The sequence below is a fragment of the Acidovorax sp. GW835-FHT14G06 genome, from assembly GCF_058793595.1.
The window spans coordinates 295,989-314,094 of record NZ_JBXAGA010000007.1 but is presented as its reverse complement, the minus strand read 5'-3'; the positions used below and the strand labels follow the sequence as shown (position 1 = coordinate 314,094).

At 62.5% G+C, this 18,106-nt stretch carries 23 protein-coding genes; 13 read left to right on the top strand and 10 right to left on the bottom strand.

The annotated features are described in order from the left end of the window. Positions 1–508: 508 nt before the first annotated feature. Positions 509–1,183, bottom strand: a complete 675-nt coding sequence (lexA, locus tag AC1Q64_RS14830) for a transcriptional repressor LexA (protein WP_492251862.1) — start codon at positions 1,181–1,183, stop codon at positions 509–511. An 83-nt stretch (positions 1,184–1,266) separates the two neighbouring features. Here lexA and AC1Q64_RS14825 point away from each other — a divergent pair, with 83 nt between their 5' ends. The 3 genes from AC1Q64_RS14825 to AC1Q64_RS14815 are packed head-to-tail and all read left to right on the top strand — an operon-like array spanning position 1,267 to position 3,164. Beyond that, positions 1,267–2,226: an asparaginase gene (locus AC1Q64_RS14825; protein ID WP_492251861.1), complete on the top strand. Its 960-nt coding sequence runs from the start codon at positions 1,267–1,269 to the stop codon at positions 2,224–2,226. A gap of 19 nt (positions 2,227–2,245) precedes the next feature. After that, positions 2,246–2,665 (top strand): hypothetical protein, encoded by a 420-nt coding sequence (locus tag AC1Q64_RS14820; protein ID WP_492251860.1) that lies wholly within the window; start codon positions 2,246–2,248, stop codon positions 2,663–2,665. A gap of 28 nt (positions 2,666–2,693) precedes the next feature. Next, on the top strand, positions 2,694–3,164 hold the full coding sequence (locus tag AC1Q64_RS14815; RefSeq protein WP_492251859.1) for a DUF6152 family protein: 471 nt from the start codon (positions 2,694–2,696) through the stop codon (positions 3,162–3,164). Between the two features lie 151 nt (positions 3,165–3,315). Here the strand turns inward: AC1Q64_RS14815 and adk are convergent, their stop codons facing one another. The 6 genes from adk to AC1Q64_RS14785 form a co-directional block, all read right to left on the bottom strand. Beyond that, a complete protein-coding gene (adk, locus tag AC1Q64_RS14810; protein ID WP_492251858.1) occupies positions 3,316–3,972 on the bottom strand; it encodes an adenylate kinase in 657 nt (218 codons plus the stop codon). Between the two features lie 267 nt (positions 3,973–4,239). Next, entirely contained in the window at positions 4,240–5,070 is an 831-nt protein-coding gene (kdsB, locus tag AC1Q64_RS14805) for a 3-deoxy-manno-octulosonate cytidylyltransferase (protein ID WP_492251857.1), read from the bottom strand. After that, complete coding sequence (locus tag AC1Q64_RS14800; RefSeq protein WP_056062396.1) at positions 5,067–5,249, bottom strand: Trm112 family protein; 183 nt, start codon at positions 5,247–5,249, stop codon at positions 5,067–5,069. The genes kdsB and AC1Q64_RS14800 overlap by 4 nt, the downstream gene beginning before the upstream one ends. A 28-nt stretch (positions 5,250–5,277) precedes the next feature. Next, the gene (lpxK, locus tag AC1Q64_RS14795) at positions 5,278–6,387 is read right to left on the bottom strand and encodes a tetraacyldisaccharide 4'-kinase (protein ID WP_492251856.1); all 1,110 of its coding nucleotides are present in this window, start codon (positions 6,385–6,387) and stop codon (positions 5,278–5,280) included. 5 nt (positions 6,388–6,392) lie between these two features. After that, a complete protein-coding gene (locus AC1Q64_RS14790; protein ID WP_492251855.1) occupies positions 6,393–6,827 on the bottom strand; it encodes an ExbD/TolR family protein in 435 nt (144 codons plus the stop codon). A 5-nt stretch (positions 6,828–6,832) separates the two neighbouring features. Then, positions 6,833–7,480 (bottom strand): MotA/TolQ/ExbB proton channel family protein, encoded by a 648-nt coding sequence (locus tag AC1Q64_RS14785; protein WP_492251854.1) that lies wholly within the window; start codon positions 7,478–7,480, stop codon positions 6,833–6,835. Positions 7,481–7,832: 352 nt separating this feature from the next. Here AC1Q64_RS14785 and xseA point away from each other — a divergent pair, with 352 nt between their 5' ends. Together xseA and AC1Q64_RS14775 are read left to right on the top strand one after the other, a co-directional pair. Then, positions 7,833–9,158 (top strand): exodeoxyribonuclease VII large subunit, encoded by a 1,326-nt coding sequence (gene xseA, locus AC1Q64_RS14780; RefSeq protein ID WP_492251853.1) that lies wholly within the window; start codon positions 7,833–7,835, stop codon positions 9,156–9,158. Positions 9,159–9,369: 211 nt separating this feature from the next. Next, positions 9,370–9,951, top strand: a complete 582-nt coding sequence (locus tag AC1Q64_RS14775; protein WP_056062412.1) for a superoxide dismutase — start codon at positions 9,370–9,372, stop codon at positions 9,949–9,951. A gap of 175 nt (positions 9,952–10,126) precedes the next feature. Here the strand turns inward: AC1Q64_RS14775 and AC1Q64_RS14770 are convergent, their stop codons facing one another. Both AC1Q64_RS14770 and AC1Q64_RS14765 read right to left on the bottom strand, forming a co-directional pair. Next, positions 10,127–10,666, bottom strand: coding sequence for a DUF192 domain-containing protein (locus AC1Q64_RS14770; RefSeq protein WP_492251852.1), 540 nt, complete (start codon positions 10,664–10,666; stop codon positions 10,127–10,129). Positions 10,667–10,863: 197 nt separating this feature from the next. Beyond that, positions 10,864–11,067, bottom strand: a complete 204-nt coding sequence (locus AC1Q64_RS14765; protein ID WP_492251851.1) for a hypothetical protein — start codon at positions 11,065–11,067, stop codon at positions 10,864–10,866. 226 nt (positions 11,068–11,293) lie between these two features. Between AC1Q64_RS14765 and icd the strand changes: the two genes are divergently transcribed. Further along, positions 11,294–12,553 carry an NADP-dependent isocitrate dehydrogenase gene (gene icd, locus AC1Q64_RS14760; RefSeq protein ID WP_492251850.1) on the top strand — a complete coding sequence of 420 codons (1,260 nt, stop codon included), beginning with the start codon at positions 11,294–11,296 and terminating at the stop codon, positions 12,551–12,553. Between the two features lie 91 nt (positions 12,554–12,644). On the opposite strand, the gene AC1Q64_RS14755 is transcribed toward icd, so the two are convergent. After that, on the bottom strand, positions 12,645–13,556 hold the full coding sequence (locus AC1Q64_RS14755) for a LysR family transcriptional regulator (protein WP_492251849.1): 912 nt from the start codon (positions 13,554–13,556) through the stop codon (positions 12,645–12,647). Between the two features lie 106 nt (positions 13,557–13,662). Between AC1Q64_RS14755 and gstA the strand changes: the two genes are divergently transcribed. The 7 genes from gstA (at position 13,663) to AC1Q64_RS14720 (ending at position 18,094) form a co-directional block, all read left to right on the top strand. Next, positions 13,663–14,283 carry a glutathione transferase GstA gene (gene gstA, locus AC1Q64_RS14750; RefSeq protein WP_492251848.1) on the top strand — a complete coding sequence of 207 codons (621 nt, stop codon included), beginning with the start codon at positions 13,663–13,665 and terminating at the stop codon, positions 14,281–14,283. An 11-nt stretch (positions 14,284–14,294) separates the two neighbouring features. Then, positions 14,295–14,513, top strand: coding sequence for a tautomerase family protein (locus AC1Q64_RS14745; protein ID WP_056062421.1), 219 nt, complete (start codon positions 14,295–14,297; stop codon positions 14,511–14,513). Next, complete coding sequence (locus AC1Q64_RS14740) at positions 14,510–14,890, top strand: nuclear transport factor 2 family protein (protein ID WP_492251847.1); 381 nt, start codon at positions 14,510–14,512, stop codon at positions 14,888–14,890. The genes AC1Q64_RS14745 and AC1Q64_RS14740 overlap by 4 nt, the downstream gene beginning before the upstream one ends. A 1-nt stretch (position 14,891) precedes the next feature. Beyond that, entirely contained in the window at positions 14,892–15,020 is a 129-nt protein-coding gene (locus AC1Q64_RS14735; protein ID WP_492251846.1) for a hypothetical protein, read from the top strand. A gap of 234 nt (positions 15,021–15,254) precedes the next feature. Beyond that, positions 15,255–15,551 (top strand): hypothetical protein, encoded by a 297-nt coding sequence (locus tag AC1Q64_RS14730; RefSeq protein ID WP_492251845.1) that lies wholly within the window; start codon positions 15,255–15,257, stop codon positions 15,549–15,551. Between the two features lie 282 nt (positions 15,552–15,833). After that, the gene (locus tag AC1Q64_RS14725; protein ID WP_492251844.1) at positions 15,834–17,684 is read left to right on the top strand and encodes a PAS domain S-box protein; all 1,851 of its coding nucleotides are present in this window, start codon (positions 15,834–15,836) and stop codon (positions 17,682–17,684) included. Further along, a complete protein-coding gene (locus tag AC1Q64_RS14720) occupies positions 17,681–18,094 on the top strand; it encodes a response regulator (RefSeq protein WP_492251843.1) in 414 nt (137 codons plus the stop codon). The genes AC1Q64_RS14725 and AC1Q64_RS14720 overlap by 4 nt, the downstream gene beginning before the upstream one ends. Positions 18,095–18,106 lie beyond the last annotated feature (12 nt).

Below are 18,106 nucleotides of genomic sequence, written 5' to 3'. Positions count from 1 at the left end.
CGTACTGGAGGTTTGGCGGTAAAGGGCCAATTTCCGCGCAATGGACGTTGTGCCTGTGGCTCTGTGGAGTTGCTGGGAACCAGGGCTTGGGCTTCATCACTGCGGGAAGCCGATGCTGGGGAGTTGCCTGGCCTGGTACGTCTCATGCCGACTGGCTGTGCCAGCAGGTCCAGTCGGTCTTTGGGGGTACCGGCTGGGTTGGCAAGCAGCTTTTTAAGACTGCGAAGAGGGTTCTGCACAGCAGACAGGGTGAACAAAGCAATTCCCATGTGAAAACTCCGAAAGTCGGGGGTTGAACATAGGCAGGATTGCAAAGTGGTCGAACACCATCGCAGACAGACGCAGTGCGAGTTGATCCCTCGACAGTGCAGCCAGCTGCTCCGCCGATCTATCAAGCATTGCCTGAGAGGCCTTGGCATTCAACGGGACCTGCACCGCAGGGCTGGTGAATCGGTTGTACCCGTTCACCAAACGCCCGCCACCCACGGTGCGGCCCCAGGGGCACACGCTACATCAGCATGGTGTTGCGGATAAGTCCCACTGCCAGTCCTTCGATTTCGAAAGGCTCGCCGGGCTGCACCACGATCACGGGATAGTCGGGGTTCTCGGGCAGCAACTCGATGGCAGTAGCCGTGCGGCGAAGCCGCTTGACGGTGACGTCGTCACCCAGCCGGGCTACGATGATCTGGCCGTTGCGGGCTTCGCGGGTGGACTGAACGGCCAGCAAATCGCCATCCATGATGCCGGCGTCGCGCATGGACATGCCCCGCACCTTGAGCAAGTAGTCGGGCTTGTGTTGAAAGAGGCTGCTTTCCACGCTGTAGGTCTGGTCCACATGTTCCTGCGCGAGAATGGGCGACCCCGCAGCCACCCGACCTACCAGGGGCAAGACCAGCTGCGACAGACCCGGGATGGGCAGACTGAATTGGTTGCCACGGGCTGCGTTGATAGAGCGCACTGTGTCTCCGCGCAAGCGGATGCCGCGCGAGGTGCCGCTGACCAGCTCGATCACCCCTTTACGGGCCAGGGCCTGCAGGTGCTCTTCTGCCGCGTTGGCTGACTTGAAACCCAGCTCGGCCGCTATTTCTGCGCGGGTGGGAGGCGCGCCGGTGCGTGCGATGGCGGTCTGGATGAGATCCAGAATCTGCTGCTGGCGGGCGGTGAGTTTGGGGTTGTCGAGCATGGTGGTTTCCGGTGCAGGCGGTTACAGTGGCGAACAACTGTTTTTTAATCCAGTACCTGTATTTTTCATCAGTTTTTCGGAGTATGCAAGTGAGTGGGCAAAAAATTGTGGTTTTGGGCACCGGTGGCACGATCGCGGGCACCTCTGCACAGGCGGGGGACAACATCGGCTACACCGCGGCCCAGGTGGGGGTGGAGCAACTTCTGACGGCCGTGCCAGGCCTGCAGGCACTGGCAGGGGGCGCCTTGGCTGCTGAGCAGGTGGCGCAGATCGACAGCAAGGACATGGATTGCGAGGTGTGGCGCACGCTCGCTCTGCGGTGCGCGCACCATTTGAGCGACCCGGAGGTGAGAGGTGTGGTCATTACCCATGGCACAGACACCCTGGAAGAGACTGCGTGGTTTTTGCATGAGGTGCTGGATGCACGCAAACCCGTGGTGCTGACCTGCGCCATGCGGCCCGCCACAGCCCTGACACCCGATGGACCCCAGAACCTGCTGGACGCTGTGGCTACGGTGTTGGCACCGGGCGCAACGGGTGTGCTGGCCGCTGCTGCGGGTGAAGTGCATGGCGCCCGGCATGTGCAAAAAGTGCATCCCTATCGCGTCAATGCTTTCAGCTCGGGCGAGGCCGGTCCTTTGGGCTGGGTGGAAGAGGGCGTGGTCCGTTGGGCATTCAATAGCCCGGTAGCGCATGTCAATCATGCCGATAACGCTATCAATAATATAGTGAGCGCTGCTGCTTGGCCCTGGGTGGAAATCGTCATGAACCATGCAGGCGCGTCGGGCAGGGCGGTTGATGCTCTGGTGCGAGAGGGGGTGCAGGGCTTGGTGGTGGCGTGCACCGGCAATGGCACGATCCACCACGATCTGGAGGCTGCTCTGGTGCGAGCGCAGAAAGCCGGGGTGCGGGTGGTGCGCTCCACCCGCTGCGCCGAGGGACAGGTACTACCCAAGCCGGGTGATGCGCTGCCTGCCTCGCAAGGCCTGTCGCCAGTCAAGGCGCGGGTTGCACTGATGCTTGATTTGCTGCGGGCGGATTGATCGAAAAGGACTGCCAGCCGTGTTCGCAGCACTCAAGACACACGCCTGGGCTTATCCCGCGCTCGAAGTCGTCCACATCGTGGGCATTGCGCTGTTGCTGGGCAATCTGGTGTTGCTGGAGTTGCGGGTGTTTGGGCGCGGTGCGGCCTTGCCGGTGAAAGACCTCGCTCGGCTGAGTCTGACTCTGGCCGTGTGTGGCTTTGGATTGGCGGCAGCATCGGGTCTGTTGATGTTTGCCACCCAGCCATCGGAGTTGCTCAGCAACCGCGCCTTCACCTTGAAAATGCTGTTGTTAATGCTTGCGGGCTGTAATGCGGCGTGGTTCCATGCACGTGATTCCCTCACGCGCCTGGACGGGCTGGCCCGCCTTCAGATGCTGGCATCCACCATGGTGTGGCTGGCGGTGGTGGCTTGTGGCCGCTGGATTGCGTATCTTTGAGATCGCCCCCTTTTCATCAGGAGTCTGTATGAGCCTGCAACGTCGCCATGTGCTGATCGCCGCCAGTGCCTTGCCTTTGGGGGTGCACGCCCACCATGGCTGGAGCAGTTTCGATGCAGACCGACCGCTGTATCTGGAGGGCGCAGTGCGCAAAGTGCGCTGGCAAAACCCGCACGCAGAGCTGGAGCTGGAACTGCCCGCAGCGCTCCGGTTGCCAGCGGACCTTGCGCAACGCGCCATCCCCGCGCAGACAGCGCCCGTGGATGGCCGCGCGCTGCTGGCCAAAACGGTGCTGCCGACCCGCAAGGACCGCGTCTGGGAAATTGAGCTGGCGCCGCTGACCCGCATGCAGGCGTGGCAGGTGCCAGAGATCAAGCCAGGCACCGCCGTATCAGTCGTGGGTTTTGGCCTGCGGGACGAAAAGGGCGAGGCGGTACTGCGTGCCGAGTACCTGTTTGTGGACGGCAAAGCCTACGGCCTGCGGTCCAGTCCTGCCTGAGTCAAAGCACACGCCCGCGACAGGCGGCTGTCGCGGCTGCCTTGCTTCAAGGCGGCCCATGAAAAAAGCGACGCCCTGGTGCGGTGCGTCGCTTTGATGGGGCTTGACCGCCCAATGTGTGTCAGGTGGTTTTTGCTCCTGATTCAATGTATCAGCTGGCCAGCGCCTGCAGCGCGCGTGCGGTGATCTCGTCCACACTGCCGGTGCCGCTGATGGCGCGGTACTTGGGCGCTACAGCGGGTTCATCCTTGGCCCAGTTGCTGTAGTAATCCACCAAAGGGCGCGTCTGGTCGCTGTAGACCTGCAGGCGCTTCTTGACGGTTTCTTCCTTGTCGTCTTCGCGCTGGATCAGTTCTTCGCCGGTCAGGTCGTCCTTGCCTTCCACCTTGGGGGGGTTGAACTTGACGTGGTAAGTGCGGCCGCTGGCGGGGTGCGAGCGGCGGCCGCTCATGCGCTCAATGATGGCGTCAAAGGGCACATCGATTTCGAGCACATAGTCCAGCTTGACGCCTGCGGCCTTCATGGCGTCGGCCTGGGGAATGGTGCGGGGGAAACCGTCGAACAGGAAGCCGTTGGCACAGTCTGCCTGCGTGATGCGCTCCTTGACGAGACCGATGATGATGTCGTCACTGACCAGGGCGCCTGAATCCATCACTGCCTTGGCCTGCAGGCCCAGGGGGGTGCCGGCCTTGACCGCTGCGCGCAGCATGTCGCCGGTGGAGATCTGGGGGATGCCGTACTTCTGGCAGATGAACGTGGCTTGCGTGCCCTTTCCGGCGCCAGGCGCGCCCAACAGAATCAGTCTCATGGATGTCCTCGAAGGTTAGAAATCGGGTGGCGCCGCTGGCGGGGACGTTCGAAGGGCGCCTGAAGCCGTTCTGTTCGCCCGGGATGCGGTGCTCTCGTTACAGTTGAGGATAGCATGTGACCACCTCACGCTGACTTACAGGGGTGACCGTTTCCCGGCCAGCACCTCCACCTGGCCCCGCCTGGCTTCCATGTGGCCCCGCTATACGGACCCCATGCATTCAACGTGCGACCAAAACGCGCCGCAGCGCCGGGCGCCATAGAACTTTCAGCGAAACAACGCGCGCACCCGCTCCAAGTCCTCCGGCGTATCCACGCCAGGGCCGGGTGCTGCGTCTGAGAGGTGCACGGCAATGCGATAGCCATGCCAGAGCGCGCGCAGCTGCTCCAATGCCTCGACCGCCTCGGTCGGTGCAGGCGCCAGCTGCGGAAATTCCCGCAAGAACCCCGCGCGATAGCTGTAGATGCCCACATGGCGCAGCGGTGCAAAGCCTTGCACCGCTGCCACACCAGGGTGTGCCGCCTGTGCTGCGCCTTCCCACCACGCGTTGCCTGCATGGTCCCGACCAAATGGAATCGGTGCACGGCTGAAGTAGTGGGCCAGGCCCCGTGCGTCCAGTACCACCTTCACCACATTGGGGTTGGTGTAGTCGGCCAGCGATGCGATGGCATGGGCAGCGGTGCCCATGCTGGCGTCAGGACGTTTTCCGTCACGGTCTTGCAGCAGGCTCGCCACGGCATTGATGAGGCCGGGGGCTATCAGCGGCTCGTCACCCTGCACATTGACCACGATGTCGTCGCCGTCCAGCCCCAGTTGCGTGCAGGCTTCGGCCAGCCGGTCGCTGCCACTGGCATGGTCGGCGCGCGTCATGACGGCTTGCACACCATGGGCTGCGCAGGCTTGCAGGATGCGTGCGTCGTCCGCCGCCACCACGACGCGGGTTGCCGCGCTCTGCGCAGCACGCTGGGCCACGCGCACCACCATGGGCAGGCCGGCAATGTCAGCCAGGGGCTTGTCTGGCAAGCGGCTTGAAGCCATGCGTGCCGGTATCAGCACGGTGAAGGGGATGTGGGCTGCGGCGGGCACGGGTGCGCTCACTGCTCCAGTTCCTCGTCGGTCAAGGTGCGGGCTTCGTTTTCGAGCAGCACCGGAATTCCGTCGCGCACCGGGTAGGCCAGTCGCGCGCTGCGCGAGACGAGTTCCTGCGCCTCGCGGTCATAGGTCAGTGGGCCTTTGGTGACAGGGCAGACCAGCAGTTCGAGCAGTTTGGGGTCCATGGGGGAGGAGCTTTCCGGGAGGGTTCGTTCAGGCAGGGGCAGATGATAGCGGCGGCCTTGCAGCCCCATACCCTGGGGCGACTTGGTTCAGCCAGCCATCCAGTGCGTCGAAAAAAGGCGGAGCCATCTGCACGGCCAGCGGCACAGCCAGTGCGTCCGGGTGGCGGGCCCAGAGCTTCACCGCGTCCTTTTCGGTGCAAATCAGCGGTATGTGCTTGTTGGATATGCGCTGCCAGCTATCGAAATCATAGTGATCTGGCAGGGCCTCGGTGCGCTCCAGCGTCAGGCCTTGGGCGCGCAGCATGGCAAAAAAATCACCAGGCCTGGCCACCGCCGCCACCGCGTACAGCGGATGGCCGCGCAGATGGGCCAGCGGCACTTGGTGACCATCCGACTGAAGGGCATAGGGCGCCAGGCTGCGCTGCAGCGCAAATGCAGGCGCCGTGGTCCCACGCGGCGGCGCACTGCCTGCGTGCAGCACGATATCCACGGCGCGGGGCCAGGGCTCCCGCAGCGGGCCGGCAGGCAGCAGAAAACCGTTACCAATGCCTTGGTCGTTGAAGATGCAGATTTCCAGGTCTCGCTGCAGCGACAGGTGCTGCAAGCCGTCATCGCAAATGAGAACGTCGGTATCGGGGTGTGCGGCAAGCAGTGCGCGAGCGGCGGTGATGCGGCGTGGGGCCACAAACACGGGCACTGTGCCGCCGCCCGCCACGCTGCGTGCAATCAGGGCAGGCTCGTCGCCCACCTCACTGGCCGGGCTGTCGGGCCGCACCGCACGGCAGTCCTGCGTGCTGCGGCCATAGCCGCGCGAAATCACGCCTGTGCGCAAGCCGCGTGCCTGCAGGTGTTTGACGAGTGCGATGACCACAGGGGTTTTGCCGGCGCCCCCGGCAATCACGTTGCCCACCACGATGACGGGGCGGCCTGGGTGTTCGGCCCGGAGCCAGCCCTTGTGGTACAGCCAGCGGCGCAGGGCCACCAAGGTGCGGTACACCAGTGAGGCAGGCCACAGTGCCCATGCGACGGGGCCCCGGAACTGCCAGATTTTTTGCAGCCGTTGTTCGGCCGTGGGTGAGGAGGGAGTAGGAGCCGGCGGGGCCGGAGCCCGAGGCGGCTGCGGCCCGGACGCAGACATGCCTGTCAGCGGCTGGCCGCGCGTGCCGACGCGGACGACTGCGTGGCAAACGTGATCTGCGTGAGGCCCACGCGGCGCGCGGCTTCCATCACGGTGACCACAGACTGGTGCGGCGACATGGCGTCGGCGCTGATGATCACCACGCTGTCACGCCCCGCCGTAGCGGCGCTGCGCAGCGCCTGCGCGATCGCGTCCACGCTCTTGCCATCCACGCCGGTCTTGTTGACGGCGTATCGGCCGTCGGCAGCCACCGAGACGATCACTTCCTTGGGGTGGTCGCGCTGCTGCTCGGCATCGGCCACGGGCAGAGTGAGTTGCAGCTCCGTGAACTTGCTGTAGGTGGTGGTCAGCATCAGAAAGATGAGGATCACCAGCAGCACGTCGATGAACGGGATCAGGTTGATCTCTGGCTCATCCTTGGCGCGGGGGCGAAAGTTCATGGCGCTTATTTGGCTTTGCGCAAACGCAGGATATGGCGAACAAATTGCTCCGATGCCAGCTCCAGCGTGAGCAGATAGGCGTCCACACGCGCCCGGAAGTACCGCCAGAAAATCAGCGAGGGGATGGCCACAATCAGGCCAAACGCCGTGTTATAGAGCGCGATGGAGATGCCGTGGGCCAGCTGCGCAGGGTTACCACCGCCCATCGCCTGGCCCACACCACCGCCGCCCGCTTGCGAGCCAAAGATCTCGATCATGCCGATGACGGTGCCCAAAAGGCCCAGCAGCGGCGCTGCCGAGGCAATGGTGGCCAGGGCGGAGAGGTATTTTTCCAGCCGGTGCGCCACCGCGCGGCCGGTGCCTTCCATGGCGGCGCGCAGGTCGGTCTCGCTGCACTGGGGGTTGCTGTTGAGGGTGCGCAGGCCGCTCGCCAGCACCTCGCCCAAGGCCGAGTTCTGGGCCAGCTGGTTCACCACATCGGGGGTTGGCAAGCCCTTGGACGACACCGTGATGGCTTCGTCCAGCAGTTTTGGGGGGGCAACGCGGGCCGTTTTCAGGGCCAGAAAACGTTCAAAAATCAGTGCCAGTCCCAGGACGGAACACGCGATCAGGGGCCAGATGGGCCAGCCTGCGGCTTGTATGATGGACAGCAAATCTCTCTCCGCGCAGATGAAAGCAATCGGCGATTATGGCCTAGCTTGCGGCGGCTACTGCGTCACAAACCGTTACGTTATCGCACGCACTGCCCATCGCCGCGCTCACCCACAAAAACTGTGGATAACTTTGTGGGCAACCCGCATCCAGAGCCCCGCAAAGTGGCTTCGCGCCGTGCTTACAACAGATTGATGAAAAATTGTGCAATGAAAAACGTATATAGATCAACGACTTGCACGTGCGCTCGTGTTTTGCAGGCGGTTGGGGTCTCCATGCGGGGAGGCGCTCCCGCTGGCCTGAAACTGTGGAGTACTTGCATGGTGTGCGCGGCTCCAACGCCCGCCGTTTCTCATGTTTGAGCGCCCGGGCCCAGCAGCGGCGCCCCGTATCTGGGAAGTTGGCGCGCTGTGCCGCGCCATTGCTGATGCCCTGGAGGCGCGCTTCAATCCTGTCGCGGTGCGCGGCGAGATCACGGGCTTCTCGCGCGCCTCCAGCGGGCATTGTTATTTTTCGATCAAGGACGCCAACGGGCAGTTGCGCTGCGCCATGTTCCGCCGCGCGGCCACCCTGCTTGACTTTTCGCCGCGCGATGGCGAATTGGTGGAAGTGCGCGGGCGCCTCGGTGTGTATGAGGCGCGGGGCGATCTGCAGTTCATCGTGGAAAACATGCAGCGCGCGGGGCAGGGCGCGTTGTTCGAGCAGTTCTTGCGGCTCAAGGCGCAGCTCGACGCCGAAGGCCTGTTTGACACTGCCCGCAAGCGCCCGCTGCCGCTGCAGCCGCGCGGCATTGGCCTGGTCACGTCAGCTGGCGCGGCGGCGCTGCACGATGTGGTCACGGCTTTGCGCAGGCGTGTCCCGCACATTCCGGTGGTGCTGGTGCCAGCGCAGGTGCAGGGTGTGGCAGCACCGCCGTCCATCATTGCTGCGCTATCAAAACTGTATCTGCTCGCGCAAGCTGGACGGGCACATGGGGCTGATTCGAACCAGCACCCGTCCATTGACGTGATTTTGCTGGTGCGTGGGGGCGGCTCGATAGAGGACCTGTGGGCGTTTAACGACGAGCAACTGGCACGCACCATCGTACAGAGCCCGGTGCCACTGGTGAGCGGCGTGGGGCACGAGACGGATTTCACCATCGCTGACTTTTGCGCCGACCTGCGCGCACCCACGCCCACGGCGGCGGCCGAACTGGTGGCACAACCGCGTGAGGTCTGGCTGGGCGCGCTGGGGTTGCTGGCAGGGCGCCTGAGCGACGGCGTGCAGCGCCAGCTCGATGTCCGTCACCAGCGGCTGGACCAGGCCGCTGCGCGCCTGGGTCGCCCTTCGGGCCTGGTAGCGCGCCAACAGTTGCAACTGGCACGCCTCGCACAGCGCATGCGTCACGGGGTGCTCCTGAAAATGCAGCGCTTGACGCAATCACATCAAGCGCTGGAGGTCAATTTACCCCAAGCGCTGCAACGCAGTGTGGCGCAGCATACCGACCGGCTGGACCGCGCTGCCTTGCGGCTGGAACTGCTGGACCCGCGCCTCGTGCTGCAGCGTGGTTATGCGCTGCTGACTGACACCAGCGGTCAGGCGGTAACCAGCGTGCGGCAGACCCAGCCGGGCGACGCGCTGCGCGCCACGCTGGCCGACGGTGCGGTGGATGTGACGGTATCGCAGCCACGTCTTTTGTAACCGGTTCATACCTGGCGGTGGGCGGGCGGCAACCCGTCTGTAGGACAGAGGCGGTTTGTGACGACGTGGGCTGAATCCGGGAGCCCACATGCTGCACAGGTCACCTGATGTTCCTACAATGCCCCTTTCGCGCTGTGTCTGACTGCATTGCTCAGGAAAGCCCGCGTTGCAGACGGCATCCCAGAATTTCAAACCACGAGGAAACACCACCATGGAACACACCCTTCCCCCGCTGCCCTACGCCATCGACGCCCTGGCTCCGCACTACAGCCAGGAAACCCTGGAGTATCACCACGGCAAGCACCACAACGCCTACGTGGTGAACCTCAACAACCTGCAAAAGGGCACTGAGTTTGAGTCCCTGACGCTGGAAGAGATCATCAAGAAGGCCAGCGGCGGCATCTACAACAACGCCGCGCAAATCTGGAACCACACGTTCTTCTGGAACTGCATGGCCCCCCAAGGTGGCGGTGAGCCTTCGGGTGCACTGGCTGCTGCCATCAACGCCAAGTGGGGCAGCTACGCGGCCTTCAAGGAAGCCTTCGTGAAGTCCGCTGTGGGCAACTTCGGTTCTGGCTGGACCTGGCTGGTGAAGAAGGCCGACGGCAGCGTGGACATCGTCAACACCGGCGCCGCAGGCACGCCACTGACCACCGCCGACAAGGCACTGCTGACCGTGGACGTGTGGGAACACGCTTACTACATCGACTACCGCAACATGCGTCCCAAGTTCGTCGAGACTTTCCTCGACAAGCTGGTGAACTGGAAGTTTGCTGAAGCCAACTTCGCCTGATCGCTCGAGACAGTCGCGGTGTGCCCTCGCACCGCGCTGACAACAAAAAAACGGCCCGAGGGCCGTTTTTTTGTTGCACGGCAGAGAAGTTGAAGTCTTTACGGCTGGATGCGCTAGTGAAATATGGCTCTGTTGCTATTAGATTTGCAGCATCAACAGCCCTTGGCCCTTAGCGTTACTGCCGGGCAAACGGAGTCCCGCCGAGTTTGGCTCCGGCCTTGATGCCTTTCTTGGCAAACCAGCCCTGGTTCATTTCCAGCACATAACGCACGGGCTTGGCTGAGCAGTGCGAGTCCAGCGTCTGGGGTTTCATGTCCTCCAGGTTCACGATGGTGCCGTCATCGGCAATGAAGGCGGCCGTGAGTGGCAACAGGGTGTTCTTCATCCAGAAGCATTGCTGGGAGGGCTGCTCAAAAACAAACAGCATGCCCTCGTGCACGGGCATTTCCTTGCGGTACATCAGGCCAGTCTGGCGCTCCTGGGGTGTGAGTGCGACCTGGGCGTCGATGCGGTGCATGCCGGCGGTCAGCTCCACGCGCCGCAGGTTCATCTGCGGGCCTTCCTGAGCCTGGGCGACTCCAGCGGGCGCGGCCAGTGCACATGCCACCAGCCAGGCACCCACTGCTGCGACTGCGCGGCGGGCAAGGCGAGGAATGCCTGTCGCACCGCGCAGGGCGGCGAGCGGGAGGGCTGGGATGGCGCGTGAGGCGGTCATGGGCGGGGCTTTCTGGGTAACAAAAACAAGGCAAAGAACAACGGGCTGCGCCAGGGACGGACTGCGGCGTGCACAAAAAGTTCAGGCAGCGCGCAGGGTATCCGCAGCACCAAAGAAAACGCCCGCAGAAGCGGGCGGTTTTGAATCAGCGAAGGCCCGAGGCCCCTGTGGTGGGTAGGTCAGGCCTTGCGATGATTTCAGGCTGCCTTGTGGGCGGTTTTCTTCTTGGCGACCTTTTTGCTGGTCTTTTTCTTGGCGACCTTCTTGGTGGCCGGTGCTGCTACCTGGGCCGTCATGGGAGCTGCTGCGGGAGCGGTGGTGGCAGGGGCGGCTGCGGGTGCCTGTGCAAAAGCACCAGCAGTGAACAGACCGGCCACGAGGACAGCGAGGAGTTTTTTCATATATGCCGTTTCCAGTGTGAACGAAGGTTGAAGGGCCGGACGAAATCCGTACGGCTCCACTCGCAACGATAGCAGCGCCCAGTGCGTTGACAGGGTCTTGGACGAAAATTTTTGTCATTAGAATGGTTTGAAACCACACTGCCACGCCTGTGGCGGTGCTTCTTTTCCTCGCTTTGCCCCCTCATCGACCGAATCACACTCGGCGCATACCGGAGACTCCCCACCCATGACCACCTACCAGCACATCGTGGTGCCTGCCGAAGGCCAGAAAATCACCGTCAATGCCGACATGTCCCTGAATGTGCCGGACGAGCCCATCATTCCGTTCATCGAAGGTGACGGCACTGGCCTCGACATCACGCCCGTCATGATCAAGGTGGTGGACGCAGCCGTATCCAAGGCCTACGGCGGCAAAAAGAAGATCCACTGGATGGAGGTGTACGCCGGCGAAAAGTCCACCAAGGTATATGGCCCCGACGTGTGGTTGCCCGAAGAAACCTTGCAGGTGCTGCGCGAGTATGTGGTGTCCATCAAGGGCCCGCTGACCACACCCGTAGGGGGAGGCATCCGCTCGCTGAATGTGGCGCTGCGCCAGGAGCTGGACCTGTACGTCTGCCTGCGCCCCGTGCAGTATTTCAAGGGCGTGCCCTCGCCGTTGAAGGAGCCTGAAAAGACCAATATGGTCATCTTCCGCGAGAACTCGGAAGACATCTACGCCGGCATCGAGTTCGAAGCCGAGTCCGACAAGGCCAAGAAGCTTATCAAGTTCCTGCAGGACGAGATGGGCGTCAAGAAGATCCGCTTTCCCAACACGTCCGGCCTGGGCGTCAAGCCCGTGTCCATCGAGGGCACGGAGCGCCTGGTGCGCAAGGCCATCCAGTACGCCATCGACAACGACAAGCCCAGCGTGACCATCGTGCACAAGGGCAACATCATGAAGTACACCGAAGGGGGCTTTCGCGACTGGGCCTATGCGTTGGCGCAAAAGGAGTTCGGTGCCCAGCTCATCGATGGCGGCCCCTGGTGCCGCCTCAAGAACCCCAAGACGGGCAAGGAAATCACCATCAAGGACAGCATCGCCGATGCCTTCCTGCAGCAGATTTTGCTGCGCCCCGCAGAGTATTCGGTGGTGGCTACGCTGAATCTGAACGGCGACTACATTTCCGACGCGCTGGCCGCGCAGGTGGGTGGCATTGGCATTGCCCCCGGCGCCAACATGTCCGATTCGGTGGCCTGTTTTGAAGCCACCCACGGCACGGCGCCCAAGTACGCCGGCAAGGACTACGTGAATCCCGGCTCCGAGATCCTGTCGGCCGAAATGATGCTGCGCCACATGGGCTGGACAGCGGCTGCCGACCTGATCATCAGCTCGCTGGAGAAGTCGATCGCATCCAAAAAGGTGACCTACGACTTTGCCCGCCTGATGGAAGGCGCCACACAGGTCAGTTGCTCGGGCTTTGGTCAGGTCATGATCGACAACATGTAGTCGCACCCGCCTTGGCTTCGGGGCGGTTCAAAACGTCTCCATAAAAAATAACCCTGGTGCGTCATTCGGACCAGGGTTTTTTGTTTCCGCCTCAGCGTCCCAGCGCGCGTACCAGATAGTCGATGAGCACCCGCACCCGCAGGGGCATGTGCCGGTTGCCTGGGTAGATCAGCGAGAACGGGCGCGACGCGCCCGCATGCCCCGCCAGCACTTCGACCAACTGGCCGCTGCGCAGATCGTCCTCCACCAGAAAACGGTACGTTTGTACCAGGCCTGCTCCTGCGCGGGCCAGCGTGACCTGACCCAGGATGTCATCAGCACAGCGCAACTTACCCCGGGTCGGCCATTCCATGGTCTGGCCCTCGTGCACCAGCAACCAGGGAACGACCTGCCCGCTGCTCGGCAGCACGAACTGCACGCATTCATGCCGTTCCAGCTCTTCTGGCGTAGCGGGTGCGCGGTGGCGTTTCAGGTAGGCCGGGGCTGCGACAACGGTCAAGGCCGCATCCTCCAACTTGCGAGCCACCAGGCTCGAATCTGGCGGTGTTCGGCCGCGGATGGCGAGGTCAAAACCTTCCTCGGTGAAGTCCACGTTGCGGTTGGACAACTGCAGTTCGATCTCTATGTCGGGGTACTTCTTGCTGAACGCGGGCAACAGAGGCAGTACGCGATGGTGACCGTAGGAGGTCGGCAGGCTCATCCGCACAAGGCCTGCTGGCTTGAGTTGCTGGCCCGACGCCTCACGCTCTGCCTCGCTGAGTTGCGTCAGCGCCTGGCGGCATTGGTCGTAATAGCGCTGCCCAACCTCTGTCAGGCGCACTTGGCGCGTGGTGCGCATGAGAAGGCGCACGCCCAGACGCTCCTCCAGCCGTGCCACTGAACGGCTCACGGCAGCCGCCGTGAGTCCTGTGGCCTTGGCTGCCGCAGTGAACCCCTGGTGCTGCGCCGTCAGGCAGAACAACTCAATGCTGCCCAGGCGAAGGTTGTCGAATTGCCGGTTCATTGTTGATTCTTATGTAATTAGTGATTTGAAATTAATCTAGTTTATTGTCAATTTCATCGCAAATACAGTCACTGCATCACCAACCACGGACGTAAGGAGTCCCAAGATGCAGAACTCGATCAAGCTTTACTACTCCCCCGGCGCATGCTCGCTGGCGACGCACATTCTTCTGCGCGAAACCGGCACGCCATTCACGCTGGAGAAGGTGGATACCCACAAACACACCACCAGCACTGGCGGCGACTTCTATGCCATCAGCCCCAAAGGCCAGGTGCCTGTGATCGAACTTGCCGATGGGACGCGGATCACCGAAGGGCCGGTGGTTGCTCAATACGTGGCGGACCGAGCGGGCGCACACACCCTGATGCCCCCCGCAGGCAGTCTGGAGCGCTACCGGGTCATGGAGTGGCAGAACTACGTGACGGCGGAACTGCACAAGTCCTTCACCCCGCTGTTCCACAGCGATGTGGATGCCAATGCCAAAAAGGCGCTGGCTGCTGTGCTCTATGAGAAGCTGGTCTGGCTTGACGGACAACTGGCGGGCAAGAGCTACCTCACGGGCAGCGATTTCACTGCCGCCGATGCCTATCTGTTCGTGGTGCTCGGCTGGGCCAAGTTTGTGCAGATCGACCTGGGGGAACTGCAGCACATCGGCAGCTTCATGGCGCGTGTGGCAGCACGCCCCGAGGTCCGTGCCGCGATGCAGACCGAAGGCCTCGTAGCCTGACGAATACTCCTATGCCTTACATCAAGATCCAGATCACCCGCGAGGGTGCATCGCGCGAGCAAAAGGCCCAGCTGATTCGGGGCGCTACCGACCTGGTAGTACAGGTGCTCGACAAGAACCCTGCCACTACTTTTGTTGTGATCGAAGAAGTTGACACTGACCACTGGGGCATCGCGGGCGAAACCGTGACCGTGCTGCGTGAGCGGGCGAAGAAAGGCGGTGCGCAATGAGTAGCGCCGCTGACTTCGCCGCCATCCATGCGGTGCTGGAGCTGTACCTCGACGGCCTGTACCACAGCGATACAACGCGCCTGGCCAAGGTGTTTCATCCGCAGGCCCTGTATGCCACGGCGGTGGGGGAGCAACCCATCTTCTGGCGCATGGACGAGTACTTCCCTGTGGTGGATGCCCGCCCGGCACCGGCCGCGAGCGGCCAAGCGCGCACCGACCGCGTGCTCTCCATCGACCTGGTAGGCCCCGTGACGGCACTGGCCAAACTCCAGTGCTCCATTGCGCCCAAGCATTTCATCGACCTGCTGGCGCTGCTCTGGCTGGACGGACGCTGGCAGATTGTTTCCAAGGTCTTTCATTACGACATCAGAGATTGACATGAACATTCTTCGACCTTTCTCCAAGCCGTTTCTCTCATCAGTGGGCGGGCTGGCGCTGTATTGCGTCATCGCATTGATGCTGGGTTTTTCTGCCAGCGCATCGGCTCATCAAGAGCGCTCGGCCTGAGGGTGTGCTGCTTCGGAGCCACACCATGGGATGCCCGCGATTGCGACCATTGGAGTGCGCACTGGCACGTACATGGACATCCCCGAAGCTGGCTGAAGGCGCCGACGATCCCAGCGACCCGATCGTCGCGTGGCCAGAACAGCGTCAGCATGTCACTGAGCCTGGTGCAAACTTGCTGGGCATTTTTCGTGCGCTGCAAAAGGCTTTATATGAAAGGCTTTCTATGCCGACGGCTTGGACACGGCCGATCCAGAAGTGCTGGTTGCCGTGGTGACTCAGGCTCTGTCGGTACAGGCGTTGGATGCCCAAGGGCTGCAGGAGTGGTTCATGGCCGATGCAACCGTTCAGATGACTCAGAAGAATTTTGCGCAAGCGCGTCGCTGGGGCATCACCAGCTTTCCCCCACTTCTGGGAAGGTATGGCGAGCATCTGGTCCGCCGAGTAGATGGGTTTGCCAAAGCGCACGTGTTGGTTGCGACCATAGATCATTGGATGGATCAGGCATCGATGACAGGCACACCCCGTGGCTAGCGGAGGGAAGGGTATGCAACGCCACAGACGGTGAGGCCCCTCGTGCGGCAGGGCTATTGATCGGCCCGTTTTCCGTGCTTCCCTGTTCATCTCGCAGCCGGCATGATCTTGCTGGCACTTCAGAGTTGGCTTTTTGAAACTTTCCCTCCTAAGATGGCCTGCCACTTCGGCCTGACATGACATGGCGTGGCATGAGCCTGATTTGCGCTCTGTCGAATGTGGCGAGCGTTGAAGGACCCTGGAGCGGCTGACTCTCCAGGAAGCAGGAAGCGAGAGGGCTGCATGGCGACTGATTTTTCTGCCGCGTATTGGGAGCAAAACCCGGATGCATTGTTGGTGCTGTCGCCTGAGGGCGTGGTGCTGGAGTGGAACCCGGCGGCCGAGCTGATCTTTGGCTACACGCAAGCCGAAGTACAGGGACGCTCCATCCTCGATCTGATCGTGCCCACGGACAGGGCACAAGACGAGAATCAGTTTCGTGCCGAGGCCATGCAATGGGGGACCTCCGTGCAGGAGGCCGTGCGCCGCCGCAAGGACGGCTCGCTGGTGCATGTCAATGTATCGACCAAAGCGGTGTTTGATGCCAATGGGCAGGTGCTGTACTTCCTGTCGAGCAAGAAGGATGTCACCCAGCTCAAGGTGCAGCGGGATGCCAAGCTGCTGGAGGCCCGGTTTCGGGATTTGCTGGAATCCACCCCCGACGCGATCGTGATGGTCAACGTGACCGGGCGCATCGTACTGGTCAACTCGCAGGCCGAGCGCGTGTTTGGCTACCCACGTGCCGAGTTACTGGGCCAGGCGGTGGAGGTGTTGTTGCCCCACCGCTACCGGGGCGCCCACCTGGGCCACCGCAGTGGGTTTTTTGGCCAGCCGCGCACCCGCACCATGGGCGCTGGGCTGGAGCTGCATGGCCTGCGCAAGGATGGCGGTGAGTTTCCGGTGGAGATCAGCCTGAGCCCCATCGATACCGAAGAGGGCACCATGGTGATGAGCGCCATTCGCGACATCACCGACCGCAAGCGGGCTGACCAGAAGTTCAAGGACCTGCTCGAGGCCGCGCCCGATGCGATGGTCATCGTCAACCGTGAGGGGAGCATCGTGCTGGTCAACTCCCAGGCGGTAAAACTCTTTGGCTGGAGCCGCGACGAACTTCTGGGCAAGCCCATCGAACTTCTGGTGCCAAAGCGCTTCAGTGCCCGCCACCCAGACCACCGGCGTCAGTTTTTTGCCGAGCCGCGCACCCGTTCCATGGGGGCGGGCCTGGAGCTGCACGGACTGCGCAAGGACGGCAGCGAGTTTCCGGTGGAAATCAGCCTGAGTCCGCTGGAGACGGAGGAGGGGCTGTATGTGTCCAGTGCCATCCGTGACGTGACCGAGCGCAAGCGCATTGAGCAGGTGCTGCGTGACAAGAACCTGGAGCTGGAGAACGCGGCCTTGGTCAAGGACCGCTTTCTGGCCAGCATGTCCCACGAGTTGCGCACGCCGCTCAATGCCATCATCGGCTTTACTGGCACGCTGCTGATGAAGCTGCCCGGCCCGCTCAATGCAGAGCAGGAAAAGCAGCTGCGCATTGTGCAGACCGGTGCCAAACACCTGCTCTCGCTCATCAACGATCTGCTGGATGTTGCTAAGTTGAATGCCAATAAAGTGACATTGAATCTGGAACTGGTGGACTGCAAAACCTTGATCGAGGAGGTGTCCGCCACGCTGGAGCTGGAGGCTCGGCGCAAAGGATTGGCCTTTGCCGTGCATACGCCGCAGGACGCGTTGTTGCTGCAGACCGACCGACGTGCTGTCAGCCAGATACTCATCAACATGGTGGGCAATGCCATCAAATTCACGCTGCAGGGGCGGGTAGATGTGGTGCTGCAAGAGCTGCTGCTGTCTTCGGGCCGCGTCGTGCAGCTGCGCGTGCAGGACACCGGCCCAGGCATACCGCTGTATGAGCAGCCGCGCCTGTTCGAGGCGTTTTCGCGGGTGGAGAGCGCGGACCGCCGCCACCATGAGGGCACGGGCTTGGGCTTGCACCTGAGTCGCAAGCTGGCAGAGGCATTGGGCGGCACGCTGGGTTTTGACAGTACCGAGGGCGTGGGCAGCACCTTCACCCTGCAATTGCCGGAGCGCCTGACATGACAACCACCACGCATTCCGCCACCATTCTGGTCATCGAGGACGACGATGCCAGCCGCATGCTGGTGACCTACCTGCTGGAGGCCTCCGGCCACCGGGTGCTGGCCGCCGACAACGGCGCCTTGGGGCTGGACCTGGCGCTGTCCGAAGGCCCGGACCTCATTCTGTGCGACCTGCAGATGCCTGTGATGAATGGCTACGAAGTGGCGCGCGGCCTGCGCGCCAGTCCGCACTGGCGGGTAGCGCCACTGGTGGCGGTGACGGCTTTCTCGATGCCGGGTGATCGTGAGAAGGCTCTCGAAGTCGGTTTTAATGAACACCTGCCCAAGCCCATCACGCCCGAGACCTTTGTGCAGCAGATCGAGGCGTTTTTGGCCAGTGCCCGGCAGACCCCACCACCTCAATCAGGTTGAACCCCAGCACGT

What these genes read in the sequence shown, in the direction of transcription:
- lexA (WP_492251862.1), bottom strand. Translation starts at nt 1,183, where the DNA reads ATGCTCGACAACCCCAAACTCACCGCCCGCCAGCAGCAGATTCTGGAT.
- AC1Q64_RS14825 (WP_492251861.1), top strand. Translation starts at nt 1,267, where the DNA reads ATGCAAGTGAGTGGGCAAAAAATTGTGGTTTTGGGCACCGGTGGCACG.
- AC1Q64_RS14815 (WP_492251859.1), top strand. Translation starts at nt 2,694, where the DNA reads ATGAGCCTGCAACGTCGCCATGTGCTGATCGCCGCCAGTGCCTTGCCT.
- adk (WP_492251858.1), bottom strand. Translation starts at nt 3,972, where the DNA reads ATGAGACTGATTCTGTTGGGCGCGCCTGGCGCCGGAAAGGGCACGCAA.
- AC1Q64_RS14800 (WP_056062396.1), bottom strand. Translation starts at nt 5,249, where the DNA reads ATGGACCCCAAACTGCTCGAACTGCTGGTCTGCCCTGTCACCAAAGGC.
- lpxK (WP_492251856.1), bottom strand. Translation starts at nt 6,387, where the DNA reads ATGTCTGCGTCCGGGCCGCAGCCGCCTCGGGCTCCGGCCCCGCCGGCT.
- AC1Q64_RS14790 (WP_492251855.1), bottom strand. Translation starts at nt 6,827, where the DNA reads ATGAACTTTCGCCCCCGCGCCAAGGATGAGCCAGAGATCAACCTGATC.
- xseA (WP_492251853.1), top strand. Translation starts at nt 7,833, where the DNA reads ATGTTTGAGCGCCCGGGCCCAGCAGCGGCGCCCCGTATCTGGGAAGTT.
- AC1Q64_RS14775 (WP_056062412.1), top strand. Translation starts at nt 9,370, where the DNA reads ATGGAACACACCCTTCCCCCGCTGCCCTACGCCATCGACGCCCTGGCT.
- AC1Q64_RS14770 (WP_492251852.1), bottom strand. Translation starts at nt 10,666, where the DNA reads ATGACCGCCTCACGCGCCATCCCAGCCCTCCCGCTCGCCGCCCTGCGC.
- AC1Q64_RS14765 (WP_492251851.1), bottom strand. Translation starts at nt 11,067, where the DNA reads ATGAAAAAACTCCTCGCTGTCCTCGTGGCCGGTCTGTTCACTGCTGGT.
- icd (WP_492251850.1), top strand. Translation starts at nt 11,294, where the DNA reads ATGACCACCTACCAGCACATCGTGGTGCCTGCCGAAGGCCAGAAAATC.
- AC1Q64_RS14755 (WP_492251849.1), bottom strand. Translation starts at nt 13,556, where the DNA reads ATGAACCGGCAATTCGACAACCTTCGCCTGGGCAGCATTGAGTTGTTC.
- gstA (WP_492251848.1), top strand. Translation starts at nt 13,663, where the DNA reads ATGCAGAACTCGATCAAGCTTTACTACTCCCCCGGCGCATGCTCGCTG.
- AC1Q64_RS14745 (WP_056062421.1), top strand. Translation starts at nt 14,295, where the DNA reads ATGCCTTACATCAAGATCCAGATCACCCGCGAGGGTGCATCGCGCGAG.
- AC1Q64_RS14740 (WP_492251847.1), top strand. Translation starts at nt 14,510, where the DNA reads ATGAGTAGCGCCGCTGACTTCGCCGCCATCCATGCGGTGCTGGAGCTG.
- AC1Q64_RS14735 (WP_492251846.1), top strand. Translation starts at nt 14,892, where the DNA reads ATGAACATTCTTCGACCTTTCTCCAAGCCGTTTCTCTCATCAGTGGGC.
- AC1Q64_RS14725 (WP_492251844.1), top strand. Translation starts at nt 15,834, where the DNA reads ATGGCGACTGATTTTTCTGCCGCGTATTGGGAGCAAAACCCGGATGCA.
- AC1Q64_RS14720 (WP_492251843.1), top strand. Translation starts at nt 17,681, where the DNA reads ATGACAACCACCACGCATTCCGCCACCATTCTGGTCATCGAGGACGAC.